Origin of the sequence: Dokdonia sp. Asnod1-B02, from assembly GCF_045063955.1 — a bacterium.
Lineage (GTDB): Bacteria > Bacteroidota > Bacteroidia > Flavobacteriales > Flavobacteriaceae > Dokdonia.
Window position 1 is genome coordinate 963,680 of the sequence record NZ_JBEFNW010000002.1, and the last position, 17,832, is coordinate 981,511.

Below are 17,832 nucleotides of genomic sequence, written 5' to 3' on the forward strand. Positions count from 1 at the left end.
GATGCGTAAAATTATAGAGTACTTCATAAAGTACCACGTAGCCGTAAACGTAGTGGTATTAATGTTTGTGGTTTTTGGAATATTTGGAGCCTTGTCATTAAAGTCTTCATTCTTTCCACTTGTAGATTCAAAAAACATAAACATTACTGTTGTTTACCCTGGAGCATCTCCTCAGGAAGTTGAAGAAGGTATTGTACTCAAAATAGAAGATAACCTTAAAGGCTTAGACGGTGTAGAGCGTGTAACTTCTACTTCAAGAGAGAATAGCGGAAATATAAATGTAGAGATTGAAAAAGGGAAGGATATCGATTTTATGCTTCTTGAAGTTAAGAATGCTGTAGATCGAGTACCATCATTTCCTTCTGGTATGGAGCCACTAGTAGTGGCAAAACAAGAAGCAATACGCCAGACTATATCTTTTTCTATAAGTGGAGAAGATGTGACCCTAGCTACGCTTAAGCAGATAGGGAGGCAGGTTGAGAATGACCTAAGAGCAATTGAGGGTATCTCACAAATAAACGTATCAGGTTATCCTGATGAGGAAATCGAAATCGCCGTAAACGAGAATAGCTTGCTAGCTTATAATCTGTCGTTTGCAGATGTTTCTCAAGCTGTAAGTAGATCAAATATTCTTACTACGGGAGGATCTATAAAAACAGAAGCAGAGGAGTATCTCATAAGAGCAAATAACAGGGCTTATTATGGCGACGAACTCTCTAATGTGATTGTAAGATCTGACGCTAGCGGAAGAACGATACGTCTTAAAGATGTTGCAACCGTAAGAGACCGCTTTTCTGAAACACCTAATGCAAATTACTTCAATGGAAATCTTGCTGTTAATGTATCTATTACCTCTACAAACACAGAAGACCTTATAGGTGCTGCAGAGAAAGCAAAAGAGTACATCGCAGATTTTAATGACAAATACAACAACGTGCAACTTGCCGTTGTAAATGACTTATCTATAACACTTGTACAGCGTACTGCCTTACTTACAGAGAATGCGGTTGTAGGGATGATACTAGTACTTATATTTCTCTCATTATTTTTAAATACACGTCTTGCATTTTGGGTAGCCTTTGGACTTCCAGTGGCCTTTTTAGGAATGTTTATGCTTGCGGGATATTTTAATGTAACCATAAACGTGCTATCATTATTTGGGATGATTATCGTTATTGGTATTCTAGTAGATGATGGTATTGTAATTGCCGAAAATATCTATCAGCATTATGAACGTGGTAAATCACCAGTGCAAGCTGCGGTGGATGGTACCATGGAAGTATTGCCTCCTATTATTTCGGCGATATTAACGACTATTCTTGCTTTTGGTATTTTCTTATTCTTAGATGGTAGAATAGGGGAGTTTTTTGGGGAGGTTTCTGTAATAGTTATGCTTACCCTAGCGGTATCATTAGTAGAGGCTCTTATTATCCTTCCAGCGCACCTTGCGCACTCTAAGGCTTTGAAAAAGCAAGATAACCGCCCTAAAAAAGGTATTGCAAATTTATTTTCAAAGCTGCGATATGTCAATGAGTTTGGTGATCGTATAATGGTGTGGTTACGTGATAAAGTGTATAGCCCTACTTTGCGCTTTGCACTTGATTATAAGTTTTTGATGTTCTCCTTTTTCATTGTTTTTATCTTATTGACTTCAGGAAGTTTTCAAGCTGGGATTATAAGGGGAGCATTCTTTCCTAACGTTGCAAGTGATAATGTGCGTATAACTCTCAACATGCCTAACGGCACAAATGCGGGCGTTACAGATAGTATTATCTCTATGATTGAAATGAGAGCTGTCGAAGTAAATAAAGAGCTTTCAGAAAAATATAAAAGCGAGATAGACGGACCATTGTTTGAGAATATTATCAAAACTTTAGGTCCTGGTACTTCTACAGCTACATTGAGTGTAAACTTACTACCTGGTGAGGAAAGGCCTAACGATATTACTTCCATTCTAGTGGGTAATATGATACGTGAGAAAGTAGGTCCAGTAATAGGAAATGAAAGTCTCGTGTATGGTGGTGGAGGAAACTTTGGAGGAAGTCCAGTAGCAGTTTCTTTACTTGGAAATAATATTGCAGAGCTTAAAGCAGCAAAGGCAGAATTAAAACAATCTCTTGAGTCCAATCCTGTGCTCAAGGATATAACAGATAATGATCCAGCAGGAATTAAGGAAATAAGACTTCAGCTTAACGAGTCTGCTTATGCGCTTGGTCTTAACTTACAAACAGTAATGACGCAAGTGCGCGCAGGATTCTTTGGATCACAAGCGCAGCGTTTTCAAAGAGGGCAAGATGAAATAAGAGTGTGGGTACGCTATGATCGTGATAATAGATCTTCTATTACAAATCTTGATGATATGCGTATACTTACTCCTAGTGGATCAAAAGTGCCACTCAATGAGATTGCAAGTTATACCATAGAAAGAGGAGATGTTGCTGTTAATCACCTAGAAGGAAGGAGAGAGATACAAATACTTGCAGATCTCAAGAACCCGAAAGAGGTAAGTGCTACAGATGTGATGGCAGATTTACAATCTAACGTAATGCCAGACATCTTATCAAAGTACCCTACGGTAACACCATCTTATGAAGGTCAGAATAGAGAAGCGGGTAAATTAACAGGATCTTTAAAGCCTGTAGGACTCACTGTACTCGCGCTTATTTACATTGTAATTGCATTTACTTTTAGAAGTTATAGTCAGCCATTAATGTTATTGCTCTTGATTCCTTTAAGTCTTCCTGCAGTAGCGTGGGGACACTGGATACACGATTTTCCACTTAATATTTTATCTATGTTAGGTATTATCGCGCTCGTAGGGATTATGGTGAATGATGGCCTCGTATTGATAGGTAAGTTTAATACAAACCTTAGAGAGGGGATGACTTTTGATGATGCTATTTTTGATGCTGGGCGTTCACGTTTTAGAGCAATTTTCTTGACATCTATAACAACGATAGCAGGACTTGCACCGCTTATTTTTGAAGAAAGTAGACAAGCACAATTCTTAATACCAATGGCGATTTCTATTGCTTATGGAATTGGTTTTGCCACGATACTTACCCTTGTGATGTTACCTATCTTTCTTTCCTTTAGTAACTGGGCAAAGACTACAACAGATAGATTAATTATGGGACGTAAAACTCCTAGAGAAAATCAAGAGCGAGCAGTAAAAGAGATGGAAGAAGAGGCAGAGAATGATGCTCAAGAAGATCACGCAGCTTTACCACATAATACAGACATCGTTTAATATGAATTTGTATAAAAATCATACCCACCGTGAGATACTAGCTGTGCTAGAGCAAAGCGATAAACTTACGTACGAGGCAAAGCTCAACTTGCTCAATGAGATAGACAAGCGTTCTATAGACGCACCTACAGATGAGCTACAGTCACAAATCAATCAAAAAGAGGTTGCAATAAATAACCTTGACTACTTAAAGGATATTGGTTTCATGTATACGATGGACGAAAATACAGGCACCATCACCATACGCAGAGCTTCTGGAGCAAAGTTAATGGACATAGCAGCTGTTGTTGTAGGTGTGATTTTATCACTTGTAGGGCTCATTCATTGCTGGTTGTTACTTGCTATTTTTACTGGAAGTAATGAATTTACGCTCACAAAATTATTCACATATGTATTCATGATAAGTCTAGGACTCATTGGATTTAAAATGCTAGGAGGGATTAATCGTTTCTTAGATTATAACTCATTTTTATTTGTACAACAGCGAGACACTGTAACCATCAAAAAAGGTGATATTAAGGATGAGCAAACATTTAATACAGCCGATTTAAAACTAGAAGAAGAGGGAGAAGATGAGCTTATTTTAAGTGCTGGCGAGATTGAGATTATGCGTACTTCACCACACAATTTAGTTCAAAAACTCACGATGGAAGCGCTATTGCATAACATTTTAAGGAATCAATAATGAAACTTTCAGTACAAAATATAGCAATATTTCTTTTATTGTTCGCTTTCGCGAAAGCGTACTCTCAAGAAACTCCAACTTCTTTACTTACTAAGGAAGAGGCGATACGTACTATGCTTGAGAATAATTTTGGGATTCTACTTGCTAACAATCAAGTGGCAGTTGCCGAAAATAATACAGGGATTTTAAATACAGGATATTTACCTACGATAAGCACTACAGCGGGTATAAATTATAATGTAGATAATCAAGAAGCTACTTTTCAAGATGGTACATCAAGATCTGTAAATGGAGCAGAGACGACAAGGTACAACGCATCTGTAAATCTAGATTATACACTTTTTGATGGCTTAGGGAGGTATTATAACTACAAGACTCTCAAGGAACAATATGGCTTATCTAAGCTGCAGGCTAGAGAGACAATTGAGAATGTGATGGTGCAACTCTTTACAGTGTATTATGAAGTTGCACGCGTTGAAGAAAATCTGGGTGTGCTAGAAAATGCACTTGAAATTTCAAAAGAACGTGAGCTTAGAGCGCAATATCAATTTGATTACGGGCAAGTAAATAAGCTTGAGGTCCTCAATGCACAAGTAGATATCGTAACCGATAGTACAAATATCCTTAACGCAAGACAGCAGCTGCGCAATGCACAGCGTGATCTTAATGTGGTGCTTGCAAGAGAGCTAGAAGACCTGAAGGTGGCAGATACTACAGTTGCTTTTATAAACCCTATAAGCATAGAAGAGTATATTAATGAAGGGACTGTAAATAACATTTCGCTTTTGCAATCAGAACAAAATATAATCATTAGTGATTACCAGATAAAGCAGGCTAAATCACTTTTACTTCCTACAGTAGGAATAACAGGTAGTTATGGGTGGAATGAGGGAAATTTTCCTGCGACTAACTTTCTTGCTTCAAGTACATCTACAGGTTTTCAAACAGGAGCAACCTTACGATGGAATTTATTTGATGGAGGTAGTACTATAGTTGGCATTAAGAATGCTAAAATAGCACTTGACAGCCAAGAGTATATCAAAGAGCAACTCAAGCAACAAGTAGAACGTGATATTTCAAACGCAAAGGGCAACTATTATAATGCACTTGCGATTTATAACTTACAAGAACAGAATGTAATTACGAGTAAAGCAAACTTTGATAGGTCTGAGGAGCGTTTTAAGTTAGGTCAAATTACTAGTATTGAATTCCGTCAGGCGCAATTAAATCTTCTTAATGCGCAAACTACCAAGAACGCAGCAAAGTATACTGCAAAGCTTGCAGAGATACAATTATTACAGCTTACAGGTCAATTACTTAATGTAGATTTTTAATACGTAGGTGGCGCTTTCGCGAAAGCGTACTCCTCTATAAATTAGATCATCATGTACGAACATTTTTTTCAATGCCCATACTGTTGGGAAGAGATTTCTATGCTCTTAGATCCATCCATAAGTAGTGTTTATGTAGAAGATTGTGAGGTGTGCTGTAACCCCATTGAACTACAAGTGGGTTTTGAGGATGGAACCTTAACTTCATTCTCAGCCATAGATATCGAGCAATAGACTATTTTCTTACAATACGTTTTTACGTTTCCATTCATAAAAGATTTATCTTTCTATTAATAAATTCTTCATGATTATAGAACTTAATATCGCAGATGACACTCTAGGCTTTGTTTATGAAAACAAAATAGCTCAAGATGGTGTTAATCAAGTTAAGGCGGCGATAGAGAAAAAGCTTGAAAGTCACGATAAAATCAATATTTACCTTGAGGAAGACGATGTGGATGAGATTGAGATAAGAGCATTTATTGACCATACATTTTTTGATATCTCTTATGCTAAGCGTATCAATAGATTAGTGATTGTATCTAACAGGTCGTGGATACGCCGAGTAGTGCGTCTCAAGGATTTATTAATGACCTCAGACGTAAAGGCTTTCTCATCAAAAAAACGTGTAGATGCTTTGTGCTGGGTTATGAAAAAGTAAGAGTTTATCCTTTTCCGGCTAGTGTTGCGATTAAACCAGACTTGAGGTTAAGCCAAAGATAATTGAAGAATGACTTCGTTGTGTCTCTTTCTGTCTCACCAGAGCCTTCTCTAAAATCTGTAGGTTTGTCATCACTATCTTCTTTAATAAACAGGTTTACAACCTTAGATAGTAACTTGTTAATGCCTTTTCCTCTTTTGCGCATTATTTCAATCTCAAAATCGTCATATTTCATACGCATATCTATGGTAGACTTGCTAGCATTACCGTCTATAGTAAAGTAGGTTTGGTAAGTTTCACCTGTGAGTTTAATATTTAGATTGGGAGCAGTAAATTGATTCATCTGTTCTCCTGGTAATTTGCCCATACCCCCTTTAAATAGAAAAAGATCATTTTTATCATTTACATCAAAAGACCAATCTACTTCAATAGGAGTGTTATCCATAAAAGTAGCGGTGAGTTTTAAGGCTGTTTTATCTCCAGCGGGATATGTGTTTCCTAGTTTGTTTATAGATGCATTAAGAGCAGAAAATTCAATGCGCCCTCCTTGATTATCATCCTTTAATTTTTCTTGATAAACAATACTACCATCTTTAATAGTAACATCATCTACTAGGAGGTTAATAGGAGCATCCCTGAGCATTTTACTATAAAGAGGCTTGTAACTATTATCGTCAGTAACTAGCTTGTCTCTATAAACCTCTAAAGTAGGCTTGCTAATGGTAATTGAGTTAGCTCCTGCAAATAACTCACTATTTTCAAATCCAAAAGTGGGATTGTCTATTTCAATCGCTGCTATCGCTAGATTAAAATGATCTCTTTCTACTGGGATTATATTTGAGAGGTCAGCCTTACTGTATTTTGTATTCAGTGTGATATTGTTGAAACGTCCTTTTCTATCAGTTATGGTAAAATCGTCAAGAGTGAGTCGTTCGTAGTTGCCTACTTTTAGAGATATATCAGAACCATTAGCATTGTAGTCGGAGTAATCTAGAGGTAGCTTTCTGGTTAACGTCTTACTATCTATATAAATGTCGTCTATTTCTAAAGTTATATCTGCTACGCTAACGGATATTGAGTCTTTCGTTCCGTCATAAATCATTAAGGAAGCATTATCTATACTTAATTCTTGAACCAGAATGGGTTTAAAAACTTTGGCAAGAGGTTTTCTTACCGTGTCTGTTGATTTCTTGAATTTATGCTTGCTGTAAGTAATTGCTGCATCGTTGAGTTTTATATCTTCTATTCTAATTTCTTTACGAACTAGATAGCTCCAGTAGCTCACATCTTCAATTATAAATGAGTTTGCCTTAACGATTGTGTGTGTTATAGTATCCGTTTTGTTCTGAATATGCACTTCTGGATCTATAAAAGTGATGGTTCCAGAGAAGCTTTTTAGATTTATATCGCTATATGAGACAGTAAAATGATCAGGAAGTCGATTTTTTAGAAAAAATTCTGCTTTATTTTTTACTGCACGATTTATTAAAAGTTGAGCTGTAAAAAGTGCTAGTATTAAGATTACCAGCGAGATGAGAATCGTTCTTGTTTTTTTATTCATAGGTTAAATATAATATGCAGTAATCGCTGAGAAAAAAGTTTGTGATTTCTTGTTAAATATGCCCTTTGTGATTTGGTAATAAGGAAAAGTTTGTTGTATATTTGCACTCCAATTAACGCAGTACTGATGGCCTAATCAAGAAACGTGTTACTGGAACATATATCGCGGGATAGAGCAGTAGGCAGCTCGTCGGGCTCATAACCCGAAGGTCACTGGTTCGAGTCCAGTTCCCGCTACTAAGTAAAAGCTTCACAGCAATGTGGAGCTTTTTTTATTTCCTTTAGTTTCCTACTGTACCTGCAGTATATTCCCTCTACTTCATAATGATGTTGCAGCATGTTATTTTGCTATTCTTTAGCATTTAGACAGTTTTCTTAAATAAAAGTTTTCACATTCTAGTTGATTACTCTAAAGTGTCGCCTGAAGTAAGTATCCTCAAAATAAGTCGTCCAAACCCTAAACTATTTTACTACTATTGTTGTGTAACCTAAATGATTAATACTTGAAGACAATCACAAAATACTGGTTTTTAGAGGGTTTTAATCTCTTTAAGAAGCTCGGAATGATCAATATGATGAGAATGTGCGAGATTCTTGAAATGGATACTATAGAAAAAGGTAAGCGCATCGAACTTAGAGATGAGCATAAGAATAGTGTTTTTTTCTTAAAAAAGGGAAGTGTCAAAATTGTAGATAAAACGAGCAACACTGCTAAGTACATAGTTAAAAGGGGAAATGTCTTTGGGGAGCTTGCTTTATATGATAAGGCAGCTGCAAGTGAAGAAATTGCTTATGCGTTAGAAAGCTGTGTTATATGTTATATAGAATCCAATGAGATGGAAGCGCTTATGGATAAGCACAAATCCCTTAAAAATGGACTTCTCAAAATCTATGGCTTACGTATTCAAAAACTTGAACGACGACTACATGATTTGTTATACAAAGACAGTACAACAAGAATTAAGGAGTTTATATCAGATTATCTAGAAGAATTTGGAGAGGCTGAAGTATCTGGTCGTTTACAGGCCAAGAACCTTTTAAGTCACAAGGATATTGCAAACCTCACAAATACTTCTAGGCAAACTGTTAGCAATGTATTGAGTACCATGAGAAAAGAAGGCGTTATAAATTATAATATGGAATTCATTTCAAAAGCATCTCAGAACCTTGATGAGGTTTAAAGCGACTATTTGAACAATTGTGTTGAGTGATTCTAGCTTACTATAGAGATTTCAATTTTTAACGTAGTGTACAGTGGTCCTGCAAACCTATAAGTTCTTACTTGAACAGGTAATAGTTGATTACCATTTAAAGGACAAAATATTCTCAAGTTCTATGATTTGTGAATGAAAGCTATTAGCTACTCTATATAATAATTAACAAATTTTTTCAATTTATGAAAGGAATTTTAACATAAGTCGACATAAACCAAACTAACTGATTGAAAATTAGATGAAACTAACCAAATTTTTAGGCTATTTAGGCCTTTTCGCTTCGCTCCTTGTTGGACTGGGTGAGTATCTTTTGCATTACTCTCCTGATATTTTAGAACATTCAAAAGACTATGAATTTTTCAAATACGTGTCTTTAGGTAATCTATCGATGGGACATTATATAGCAATTATAGGATTACCATTTTATTTTGCGGGTTATATACACATATATAGAATGCTTAAATCTGGTAATGAGATGTTAGCTCGAGTTGTTCTAGCGGTAGGTTTTATTGCATTTGCAGTAGGAGGTGTTTGGATAGGTTCTCGAGCATCAATAGGTAATGTAGTGCATCTAAAAAATAGCATAGACGCTACTACCTACACAACCCTCTTAGATCATTATACAGGCCACATGGAAGTGCTGGTCAAAATACTCCGTATAGTTATAGCAGTATTATCTATTGCTTTCATTACAGCTATCCTTAAAGGTGGAACCTACTATAAAAAATGGATGGCTTTCTTTAGCCCTATAGCGATTCTCATATTATTAGTAATTATAGGTAAAATTATTCCATCTCTAGGAGCACATATGTTACCTATTTTAATGAATGTAACTCACTTCATGCTCTTCACGCTTTCTCTTATTCAATTAAAAAACCTTACTAAAAACCATCAAAATGCTTAAAAAAATACTTAAAACACTTGGCGTCATTATTATTCTTTTAATCATTTTGGTTTTAGGTTTTTTTTGGAGAGATTCAGTTTCAGACAAGTATGATATTACAATCTCAGAAGAAAAAATACCAACATTCACTCCAATCTCTATAGACTTTAATCATCAATATAATGGTGATAAATCATTGCCTATTGCTCCATCAGCATTAATTGATATTGACAATGATAATGTAGATGAGGTCTTCTTTGGAGGTGGGATGAACCAAGAGGATGCGATTTTTGCCTTCAGAAATAACGAATTTGTAAATATTTCTGAAGAGGTCAATTTACCTACAAAGGGTAAGACCACCACTACTGTTGGTGTTGTCTCTGCCGATTTTGATAATAATGGGTTTACAGATATTATTTTAGGTAGGGAGGATGGGCTCCGTATTTACTATAATACGAATGGCAAATTCACTGAAAAAATTATTGACACTCCTATGAATGCCAAATCTAACCCAGCTGGAATTACTGTCGGTGATATTGATAAAGATGGTGATTTAGATATTTTTCTTGCCACATACCTTAAAAAGGAATTGATGGAGGGGCAAACCATATTTGAGGATTATACCTACGGTGCTACTAGCGAGCTCTTACTTAATAATGGTGATGATACGTTTGTAAGTATTACCAAAGCTGCTGGTCTAGATTACATTCATAATACTTTTCAAGGAGTATTAGTAGATATTGATGATGATACGTGGTTAGACTTAGTTGTGGTCCATGATACAGGAGAGGCTAGAACTTATAGAAACAATGGAGATTTAACTTTTACGATGAAGCCTAATCCGCTCACTAAGAAGTTTGCTTATCCCATGGGATTAGCTGTAGGTGATTATAATAATGATGGATTAGTTGATTTCATGTTTTCAAATACCGGGAGTACTTTACCTAGAGTACTTGCAAAGGGAGACATAAAAGACGCTTCATTGTTTAATGAGAAGTGGATTTTATTTAGAAATGATGGGGATTTTAAATTTACAGATACAGCAGAGGAGGCTAAAATAGCAGACTATGAATTTTCATGGGGTTGTACCTTTGCAGATCTTAATAACGATGGTCTTCAGGATCTTATGGTTGCAGAAAACTATGTAGACCTAGCTCCTAATAAACTTTTTAAACTACCTAGTAGAGTCCTTATTCAAAAAGAAGATGGAACATTTGCTCCTACTGAGAAAGAAAGCAAACTTGTAAATCCTCACTATGCGATTACATCATTAGTAAGTGATTTTAATCAAGATGGCTATTTGGATATGATTTGGGTAAATATCGATTCTCCTGCGCTTGCTTATTTAAATGAGGGTGGCACAAATAATTACCTACAGGTAGATCTAGGCGAGTCAATTAATGCGCAAGGTGCTAAAATAACTGTAACGACGCCTACAAAGAAATTAACAGATTGGTTAGTTACTGGAGAAGGCTTAGCTAGTGATCAAACATCATTAATTCAATTTGGACTAGGTGCAGAAACTACCGTTTTAAATATTAATGTACGCTTATCAAATGATAAGGAGGTTAATGTTGCAAATCCAAAAATCAATAGCGTTGTTGACTTAAAGTCTTTAATTAAAGATAGTCAGGATACTGAAGAAGTTTTAGATACTCAAGAATAATACAATATCAAGATGAATTTTATAAAAGAATTATTTGCAGATAAGGTTAAAGCTGTATCTGATCTATCGATAGGGTATTGTCCAAATTGTTGGGGTGATCAGGAGTATGATAATCTTATAAGAGAAAAGTATAATGACATCCAAATAAATGTAAACAACCACACTGCTAGTTATGCGTTTGTACAGGATTTCATTGTAACTCATATGAATGGAATCAAACTTAAGAGTACTGTAAAAGGTACTGAGTGTCCTACTTGTAAAATTGTATACAAGAAATAATGAGTACAAAAATCACATACTATTTAATTGTTGTACTCTTAATTATTGGGCTGTATGGAGCGGGAACTCTCGTGATTGATGAACTCGCTACTGGCGATAGTTGTCCAAAAATACTGCACATACCGATGTGCATTGTAGTACTAGTATGTTTTTTAGTACCACTTGTAGCACATCTTCTTAAAAAATGGAATGTATTGTATTTTCTATTTGCAGGATTAGCTTTTGGCATAGCCTTCATCGCATCTATAATGCAATACCTAGGAGAAGCTGAGTGCCCAAAAACAGAATCAGGAACACCTATGTGTTACTATTCCTTAGTGCTATTTAGTAGCATAATTGGTTTAAGAATTTTTTATTTAAAATCTAAGAATGACCACTAATATGAAAACTTTCCATCTAAAAAAATCACCTCTATTATGTGCGTTACTATTAGTAAGCTATTTTGCTACTGCACAACAATTAGAGACTTCCATATTTGTAACTGCAAATACAGGAAATACAGACGATCAAGCTGTTTTAACTAAAATAAATAATGAAGCCAAAACATTGAGTAATTCACAATTACTCATACTTGGTAATGCAGTATCTGACAATGGTTTTACAAAAGGAGCTAGTGCAGAAATAGCATCGCAACTAGAAATATTAGAATCATTTAACGGTAAAGTGATTTTTACTCCAGGTCAGAACGAATGGGTTGCTAATGGGCACAGAGATGTGAGAAAGATAGAAGCGTTTATTCAAGAAAATAGTAAGTCAAAATTCTATCCAGATAAAGGTTGCCCCATTAAAAAGGCAAATATTACTGACAACGTCGTTTTAATAACTGTAGACTCACAATGGTATCTAGAAGATTGGAATGATCATATTTACCTCAATGAAAATTGTGATATAAAAAACAGAACAGACTTTTTCTTAGAGTTTGAGAGTATGATTAAAAAATCTCAAGGAAAAATCATTATGGTTGCGATGCATCATCCTGTTTTTTCTAACTCTAATGAAGGATTTATTTCTAGAACAGGTGGTACCTCATTGCATGACTTTCAAAATAAGCAAAATAGAAAATTTAGAAATCGTCTAGTCACTCTTGCAAGACAGACAGAAGATCTCATTTTTATTTCGGGACGTGATAAAAATTTACAATACATTAATAAGCATGGAGTTTCTCAAATTATAAGTGGAGCCGCAGGTAAAACAAGAAAGGCATCTGTAAAAGGTGATAAAGATTTCGCTTCAAGCGAAAATGGCTATGCACGAATTGATGTTTTTAAAAATGGTACTGTAAGAGTTTCTTTTCAAGGTATCTCAACGCCATTCTCAGCTACAATCATGGAGGCAGAGAAGGAAGAAATCGTTAATTATAAAGAAAGAAGTAGCTTTAATAATACGTTTAGCTCATCTGTATATACGTTAGAAGAAACCGAAAAAAGCAAACTGTACAAAGGTCTTTGGGGAGATCATTATAGAGATTTATATAGCAAAACAGTTAATGCCAAAGTTGCTTTTATAGACACATTAAAAGGAGGGCTCACTCCTGTAAGGCGAGGAGGTGGCCACCAGTCTAAATCGCTGCGACTAGAGACTAAAGACGGAAAGGAATATGTAATGCGAGCTCTAAAGAAAAGCGCGATTAAGTTTTTACAATCTACTGCATTTCAAGACAAATATGTAGAAGAAGAACTAGAAGGAAGTTTTGCAGACAAATTTCTCTTAGATTTTTATACAACTGCTCATCCTTACACTCCTACAACTATAGGAACTCTCGCAGATGCTGTAAATATTTTCCATACTAACCCAGAGTTGTACTATATACCTAAACAACGAGATTTAGGTGAGTATAATGATGAGTATGGTGATGAGCTATATTTACTAGAAGAGCGTGTAGAATCTGGTCATAATGATTTAGCAAGTTTTGGAAAGCCTAAAGATATTTTAAGCACCAGTGACGTTCTCATAGAAATTAATAAAACAGGTAAGTCTATCGTAGATGAGCCTTCTTATATAAGAGCAAGATTATTTGACATGCTCATAGGGGATTGGGATAGGCATGAGGATCAATGGAGATGGGCTCTTTTTGAAAATGAGGATGGATCAGAGATTTGCAAACCAATACCGAGAGATCGAGATCAAGCTTTTTCCATATTTGACGGGAGTGTTTTAAACTTCCTAAGCTGCGCTGTGCCTAGCTTACGTATGATGCAATCTTATGATGAGGAATTGCGTAGTCCTAAATGGTTCAGTTTTGAGCCTTATCCTTTGGACATGACTTTTATCAATAAATCAGACTGGAAAGACTGGGAGAAAGAAGCAATGGCCTTACAAACTGGACTTACAGATGATGTTATAGAACTAGCCTTTGAGAATGTTCCAGTAGAAATGAAGGGTCAAACCATTGAGGATATTAAGGGAAAACTTAAGGGAAGAAGAGGGAATATTGTAGATATAGCTCGCCGTTATTATGATTATGTAAACAAGCATGAAGTAATAACAGGTACGCAAAAAGACGATGTCTTTAATATTAAACGACTTCCTAATGGAGAAACTAAGATTGAGGTTCAAAGGAAAGACCTTGGCATTTTTGAAAGAACGTTCATAAAAGATGAAACTAAAGAAATCTGGATCTACGGTTTAGACGGCAACGATACCTTCAATGTAACAGGGAAGGGAAATGACTTAATTACCATCAAGGTTTTAGGAGGAAAGCAAAATGACATTTATAATTTTAAGAACACAAAAAAAGTTAAGCTCTACGATTATAAAGGGAAGAATAATACCATCGTTAATAGCAAGTCAAAAAAATGGTTAGTTGATGATTATGAAATTAACAACTACGACTATAAAAAACGTAAATACAGTATTAACCAATTTTTACCCATCATAGGTGCAAACCCAGATGATGGTCTTAGAATAGGTTTTGTAAATAATTTTACAACTTATGGTATCCAGCGCAATCCATTTACTACAAAGCATTCAGTAAGCGCTTCCTATTATACAGGTAATTCTGGTTATGATGTTTCATATAAAGGTGAGTTTTCAAATATTTTTCATAACTGGAATTTTGGTGTAGAGGGAAAATATACGAGTCCAAATTTTGCACAAAACTTTTTCGGTTTTGGTAATGAAACACTTTATGATAAGGATGATGTAGATATTGATTTTAATCGTGTAAGTATAAAAGAATGGAATGCTGCAATATCATTAATCTGGAATGGCAGAGATGGAGGTTCATTTTATGTTAAACCTTTAATTGAGTCCTTTGAAGTAGAAAACACCGAAGATAGATTTATTAACTTCTTACCATCTTCGGCTACAGTTTTTGAGAAGCAAACTTATGCTGGTCTTGAGGTTAACTATGGTTATAAGAATAAAGATGATATTTCTTACCCTTCATTAGGGTTAGATGCCGGTATCACGGCAGGTTATAAAGCTAATGTAGGTGGAGAAGACATCGACAATAAATTTGGATATGTACGTCCTCACATAGCAATAGACCATAGACTAAACAAAAGTGCCAGTCTCGTACTAGCTACAAAAATAGGAGGAGAAGCTATTCTAGGTGATAATTTTGAATTTTATCACGGTGCCTCATTAGGAGGTAATCATAGTTTGCGCGGATTTAGAAAAGAACGCTTTATAGGTAAATACTCAGTGTATCAAAATACAGATTTGAGATTGTTGCTAGGTAAATTTAAAACTAGTTTTATCCCTCTCAAGTATGGTGTAACCGGTGGTTTTGATTACGGAAGAGTATGGGTAGAAAATGATAATTCAGACAAATGGCATAATAGTGTAGGGGGCTCCTTTTGGGTAAGTGGCTTAGAAACTTTTACCACTAATCTAGGGTATTACTCAAGCACAGATGGTGGAAGAATCGTGTTTTCTCTAGGCTTTGTCTTTTAATATTAAACTTCAAAAAAATTATATAGTATATGAAACAGCCCGTAGCAATAATTCAAGTAGACAGTTTAAAAAACAAAGAGCCAGAACATGCGCTCGTAAATGGACTTGATCTAGTCGTCGTAAAATTTGATGAAGAAATTTCTGTACTTTACGGGAGATGTCATCACAGAGGGGCTTTAATGTCTGATGGTCACGTAGATGGTGAAAATTTAATTTGTGGAGTACACGGATGGGATTATCGTGTAGACTCGGGCGTTTCAGAATATAATAATAGTGAGGTGTTGCATAAATTTTCTACTAAAATAGAAGGTGGAATGCTTATGGTAGATGCATTTGAGATAGATGCATATCTCAAAAAGAATCCGCAACCTTTTGATCGAGATGAATACCTAGGAGCGTATGCAGATACCCATCCAGAAGATACAGAACCTTATACGGGTTATATAAAAGAGCTTGCAAAAAATGGCTTAAAGAACATAGGTCATCACGGTTTTTCTGCATCCATGGGTGTAGATAGAAACACACTTCCTAAATGGGATCATATTCAATTTTTACCCGCGCAACTAGCTTCAAGACCACTACTAGATGAAGAAGCAGTTGCTACAAAAGTTGTTATAGGGCCTAAAGCACAGAAACCGTTAACCATAGATATGCCTTTGTTTGTGAGTGATATGAGTTTTGGTGCACTATCACGTGAAGCAAAAATTGCTTTGTCAAAGGGAGCCCAACTAGCAGGAACAGGTATTTGTTCTGGAGAAGGAGGGATGTTACCAGAAGAGCAAGCAAATAATTCAAAATATTTTTATGAGCTCGCTTCCGCGAAATTTGGATTCTCTTGGGATAAATTAGATAACGTTCAGGCTTTCCATTTTAAAGGTGGCCAAGGTGCCAAAACAGGTACTGGAGGGCACCTGCCAGGCAGTAAAGTAAGTAAAGAAATTGCTGAGGTAAGAGGGTTGAAAGAAGGAGAGACAGCAATATCACCAGCTACATTTCCAGATTTTCATAGTGTTGAAGATTTTAAAGCTTTCGCGAAAGCGGTAAGAGAACGTACAGGAGGTATTCCCATAGGATTTAAAATTGCAGCTAGCCATATAGAAAAGGATATCCAGTTTGCTCTAGATGTAGGTGTGGATTACATTATTCTGGACGGTAGAGGAGGAGGAACAGGCTCTGCGCCTACCGTTTTGAGAGATCATATTAATGTACCTACCATTCCAGCACTCGCTAGAGCGCGTACTTATCTAGATAAAGTAGGAGCAAAAGATGTAACCCTTATAATTACAGGAGGTTTGCGCGTAGCAGAAGATTTTGCAAAAGCATTAATGCTAGGAGCAGATGCAATAGCAGTTTCAAACTCTGCATTGCAAGCTATAGGATGCTTAGGAATGCGCGCGTGTGGCAGTAATAATTGCCCAGTAGGTATCGCTACACAAAAGGAATCTTTGCGTAGTCGTTTAATTATTGACTCATCTGCAAAGCAGTTACAAAACTACTTTGAAGCTACAAACAATTTAATTAGAGTTATAGCAAGGGCTTGTGGGTATGACGATATTGAAAAATTTAATCAAGATGACCTTTCTACATACGATAGAGATATACACTTCTTGACAGGAATTAATTATGCTGGAATTTAATACGACACATTATGGACACTATAGAAAAACAATTACACATCGCTTCTCAATACCTAGCTGCAGCAGGAATAAGTTTTTTACCTAAAGAAGAAGACGATAGTCATACAAACCTAGGGTTTAATCCTGAGGGAGGTTTCCTTGAGACTCACCCACTGTCTGATGCTAATGATAAGCTCATATTAAATTATAGAAACTTTAGTTTAGAATGGAAATCTAATACAGTATCAAAAATAATTAGTCTTGATGGAGCGACTCATAAAGAGCTTCTAGTATGGATTTCAAATAGCTCTCGTGAATTTCTCAATAAAGAATATTCGTATAAATTTCACTATGAATTGCCTTACACTATTGATGATAATTTCACCTTTAAATTATCTGATGTTGAGGATTTAAGTGAGATGATGCATCTACGCATTCTGGCTCAATTTATTCTTGAAAGGATAGACAACAACTATAATCTCAATGCCTCTATAAGAATCTGGCCACATCATTTTGATACTGGAATTTATAGCCAGATACCAGATTCAAGCATAACTATTGGTTTAGGACTAGCGATTCCAGATAGCGTTTGTGATAATCACTATTTATATATCACTGGTTACAAAGGAGGTCAAGCTATAGATCCTTCTGGACTAGAACCACTAACCTTGGGTACCTGGAAATCTGACGGTTTTAAAGGAGCCATACTCGATACTAGCGGAATTGTAGAGGCAGATGGCATGAAGTTCTTTAAAGAGGTAATCAATCTATTACTAGCGGTATAAAATAT

Annotated in this window: 14 protein-coding genes and 1 tRNA gene; 14 read left to right on the plus strand and 1 reads right to left on the minus strand. The window is 35.8% G+C overall.

The annotated features are described in order from the left end of the window. The first annotated feature begins 1 nt into the window (after nucleotide 1). The 5 genes from ACJJVU_RS04410 (at nucleotide 2) to ACJJVU_RS04430 (ending at nucleotide 5,927) form a co-directional block, all read left to right on the plus strand. Nucleotides 2-3,250, plus strand: a complete 3,249-nt coding sequence (locus ACJJVU_RS04410; protein WP_379952774.1) for an efflux RND transporter permease subunit — start codon at nucleotides 2-4, stop codon at nucleotides 3,248-3,250. Between the two features lies 1 nt (nucleotide 3,251). After that, nucleotides 3,252-3,935 (plus strand): hypothetical protein, encoded by a 684-nt coding sequence (locus ACJJVU_RS04415; RefSeq protein WP_405222692.1) that lies wholly within the window; start codon nucleotides 3,252-3,254, stop codon nucleotides 3,933-3,935. Further along, the gene (locus tag ACJJVU_RS04420; protein WP_405222695.1) at nucleotides 3,935-5,269 is read left to right on the plus strand and encodes a TolC family protein; all 1,335 of its coding nucleotides are present in this window, start codon (nucleotides 3,935-3,937) and stop codon (nucleotides 5,267-5,269) included. Before ACJJVU_RS04415 ends, ACJJVU_RS04420 begins: the two co-directional genes overlap by 1 nt. Nucleotides 5,270-5,320: 51 nt before the next feature. Continuing rightward, the gene (locus ACJJVU_RS04425; protein WP_013751183.1) at nucleotides 5,321-5,500 is read left to right on the plus strand and encodes a CPXCG motif-containing cysteine-rich protein; all 180 of its coding nucleotides are present in this window, start codon (nucleotides 5,321-5,323) and stop codon (nucleotides 5,498-5,500) included. A gap of 70 nt (nucleotides 5,501-5,570) precedes the next feature. Continuing rightward, the gene (locus ACJJVU_RS04430; protein WP_339849766.1) at nucleotides 5,571-5,927 is read left to right on the plus strand and encodes an STAS/SEC14 domain-containing protein; all 357 of its coding nucleotides are present in this window, start codon (nucleotides 5,571-5,573) and stop codon (nucleotides 5,925-5,927) included. A 4-nt stretch (nucleotides 5,928-5,931) separates the two neighbouring features. Here the strand turns inward: ACJJVU_RS04430 and ACJJVU_RS04435 are convergent, their stop codons facing one another. Continuing rightward, nucleotides 5,932-7,488, minus strand: coding sequence for a hypothetical protein (locus tag ACJJVU_RS04435; protein WP_405222699.1), 1,557 nt, complete (start codon nucleotides 7,486-7,488; stop codon nucleotides 5,932-5,934). 163 nt (nucleotides 7,489-7,651) lie between these two features. Between ACJJVU_RS04435 and ACJJVU_RS04440 the strand changes: the two genes are divergently transcribed. From ACJJVU_RS04440 to ACJJVU_RS04480, 9 genes are all read left to right on the plus strand, one after another. Continuing rightward, a tRNA-Met gene (locus ACJJVU_RS04440) sits at nucleotides 7,652-7,724 on the plus strand. Between the two features lie 266 nt (nucleotides 7,725-7,990). Beyond that, nucleotides 7,991-8,668 (plus strand): Crp/Fnr family transcriptional regulator, encoded by a 678-nt coding sequence (locus ACJJVU_RS04445; RefSeq protein ID WP_405222702.1) that lies wholly within the window; start codon nucleotides 7,991-7,993, stop codon nucleotides 8,666-8,668. Nucleotides 8,669-8,939: 271 nt separating this feature from the next. Continuing rightward, a complete protein-coding gene (locus ACJJVU_RS04450; RefSeq protein ID WP_405222705.1) occupies nucleotides 8,940-9,605 on the plus strand; it encodes a DUF6796 family protein in 666 nt (221 codons plus the stop codon). Then, nucleotides 9,598-11,250: a CRTAC1 family protein gene (locus ACJJVU_RS04455; RefSeq protein ID WP_405222708.1), complete on the plus strand. Its 1,653-nt coding sequence runs from the start codon at nucleotides 9,598-9,600 to the stop codon at nucleotides 11,248-11,250. Before ACJJVU_RS04450 ends, ACJJVU_RS04455 begins: the two co-directional genes overlap by 8 nt. 12 nt (nucleotides 11,251-11,262) lie before the next feature. Continuing rightward, nucleotides 11,263-11,529, plus strand: coding sequence for a hypothetical protein (locus tag ACJJVU_RS04460; RefSeq protein WP_379952765.1), 267 nt, complete (start codon nucleotides 11,263-11,265; stop codon nucleotides 11,527-11,529). Beyond that, nucleotides 11,529-11,909, plus strand: coding sequence for a hypothetical protein (locus ACJJVU_RS04465; protein WP_379952764.1), 381 nt, complete (start codon nucleotides 11,529-11,531; stop codon nucleotides 11,907-11,909). The genes ACJJVU_RS04460 and ACJJVU_RS04465 overlap by 1 nt, the downstream gene beginning before the upstream one ends. Before the next feature lies 1 nt (nucleotide 11,910). Next, on the plus strand, nucleotides 11,911-15,426 hold the full coding sequence (locus ACJJVU_RS04470) for a metallophosphatase (protein ID WP_405222712.1): 3,516 nt from the start codon (nucleotides 11,911-11,913) through the stop codon (nucleotides 15,424-15,426). 29 nt (nucleotides 15,427-15,455) lie between these two features. Next, nucleotides 15,456-17,063, plus strand: coding sequence for a glutamate synthase-related protein (locus ACJJVU_RS04475; protein WP_405222715.1), 1,608 nt, complete (start codon nucleotides 15,456-15,458; stop codon nucleotides 17,061-17,063). Between the two features lie 11 nt (nucleotides 17,064-17,074). Continuing rightward, on the plus strand, nucleotides 17,075-17,827 hold the full coding sequence (locus ACJJVU_RS04480; protein ID WP_405222718.1) for a hypothetical protein: 753 nt from the start codon (nucleotides 17,075-17,077) through the stop codon (nucleotides 17,825-17,827). The last annotated feature ends 5 nt before the right edge of the window (nucleotides 17,828-17,832 follow it).

Excerpts from the sequence above, each read along its gene's own strand:
- ACJJVU_RS04410 (WP_379952774.1), top strand. The coding sequence starts at position 2 with ATGCGTAAAATTATAGAGTACTTCATAAAGTACCACGTAGCCGTAAAC.
- ACJJVU_RS04415 (WP_405222692.1), top strand. The coding sequence starts at position 3,252 with ATGAATTTGTATAAAAATCATACCCACCGTGAGATACTAGCTGTGCTA.
- ACJJVU_RS04420 (WP_405222695.1), top strand. The coding sequence starts at position 3,935 with ATGAAACTTTCAGTACAAAATATAGCAATATTTCTTTTATTGTTCGCT.
- ACJJVU_RS04425 (WP_013751183.1), top strand. The coding sequence starts at position 5,321 with ATGTACGAACATTTTTTTCAATGCCCATACTGTTGGGAAGAGATTTCT.
- ACJJVU_RS04430 (WP_339849766.1), top strand. The coding sequence starts at position 5,571 with ATGATTATAGAACTTAATATCGCAGATGACACTCTAGGCTTTGTTTAT.
- ACJJVU_RS04435 (WP_405222699.1), bottom strand. The coding sequence starts at position 7,488 with ATGAATAAAAAAACAAGAACGATTCTCATCTCGCTGGTAATCTTAATA.
- ACJJVU_RS04450 (WP_405222705.1), top strand. The coding sequence starts at position 8,940 with ATGAAACTAACCAAATTTTTAGGCTATTTAGGCCTTTTCGCTTCGCTC.
- ACJJVU_RS04455 (WP_405222708.1), top strand. The coding sequence starts at position 9,598 with ATGCTTAAAAAAATACTTAAAACACTTGGCGTCATTATTATTCTTTTA.
- ACJJVU_RS04460 (WP_379952765.1), top strand. The coding sequence starts at position 11,263 with ATGAATTTTATAAAAGAATTATTTGCAGATAAGGTTAAAGCTGTATCT.
- ACJJVU_RS04465 (WP_379952764.1), top strand. The coding sequence starts at position 11,529 with ATGAGTACAAAAATCACATACTATTTAATTGTTGTACTCTTAATTATT.
- ACJJVU_RS04470 (WP_405222712.1), top strand. The coding sequence starts at position 11,911 with ATGAAAACTTTCCATCTAAAAAAATCACCTCTATTATGTGCGTTACTA.
- ACJJVU_RS04475 (WP_405222715.1), top strand. The coding sequence starts at position 15,456 with ATGAAACAGCCCGTAGCAATAATTCAAGTAGACAGTTTAAAAAACAAA.
- ACJJVU_RS04480 (WP_405222718.1), top strand. The coding sequence starts at position 17,075 with ATGGACACTATAGAAAAACAATTACACATCGCTTCTCAATACCTAGCT.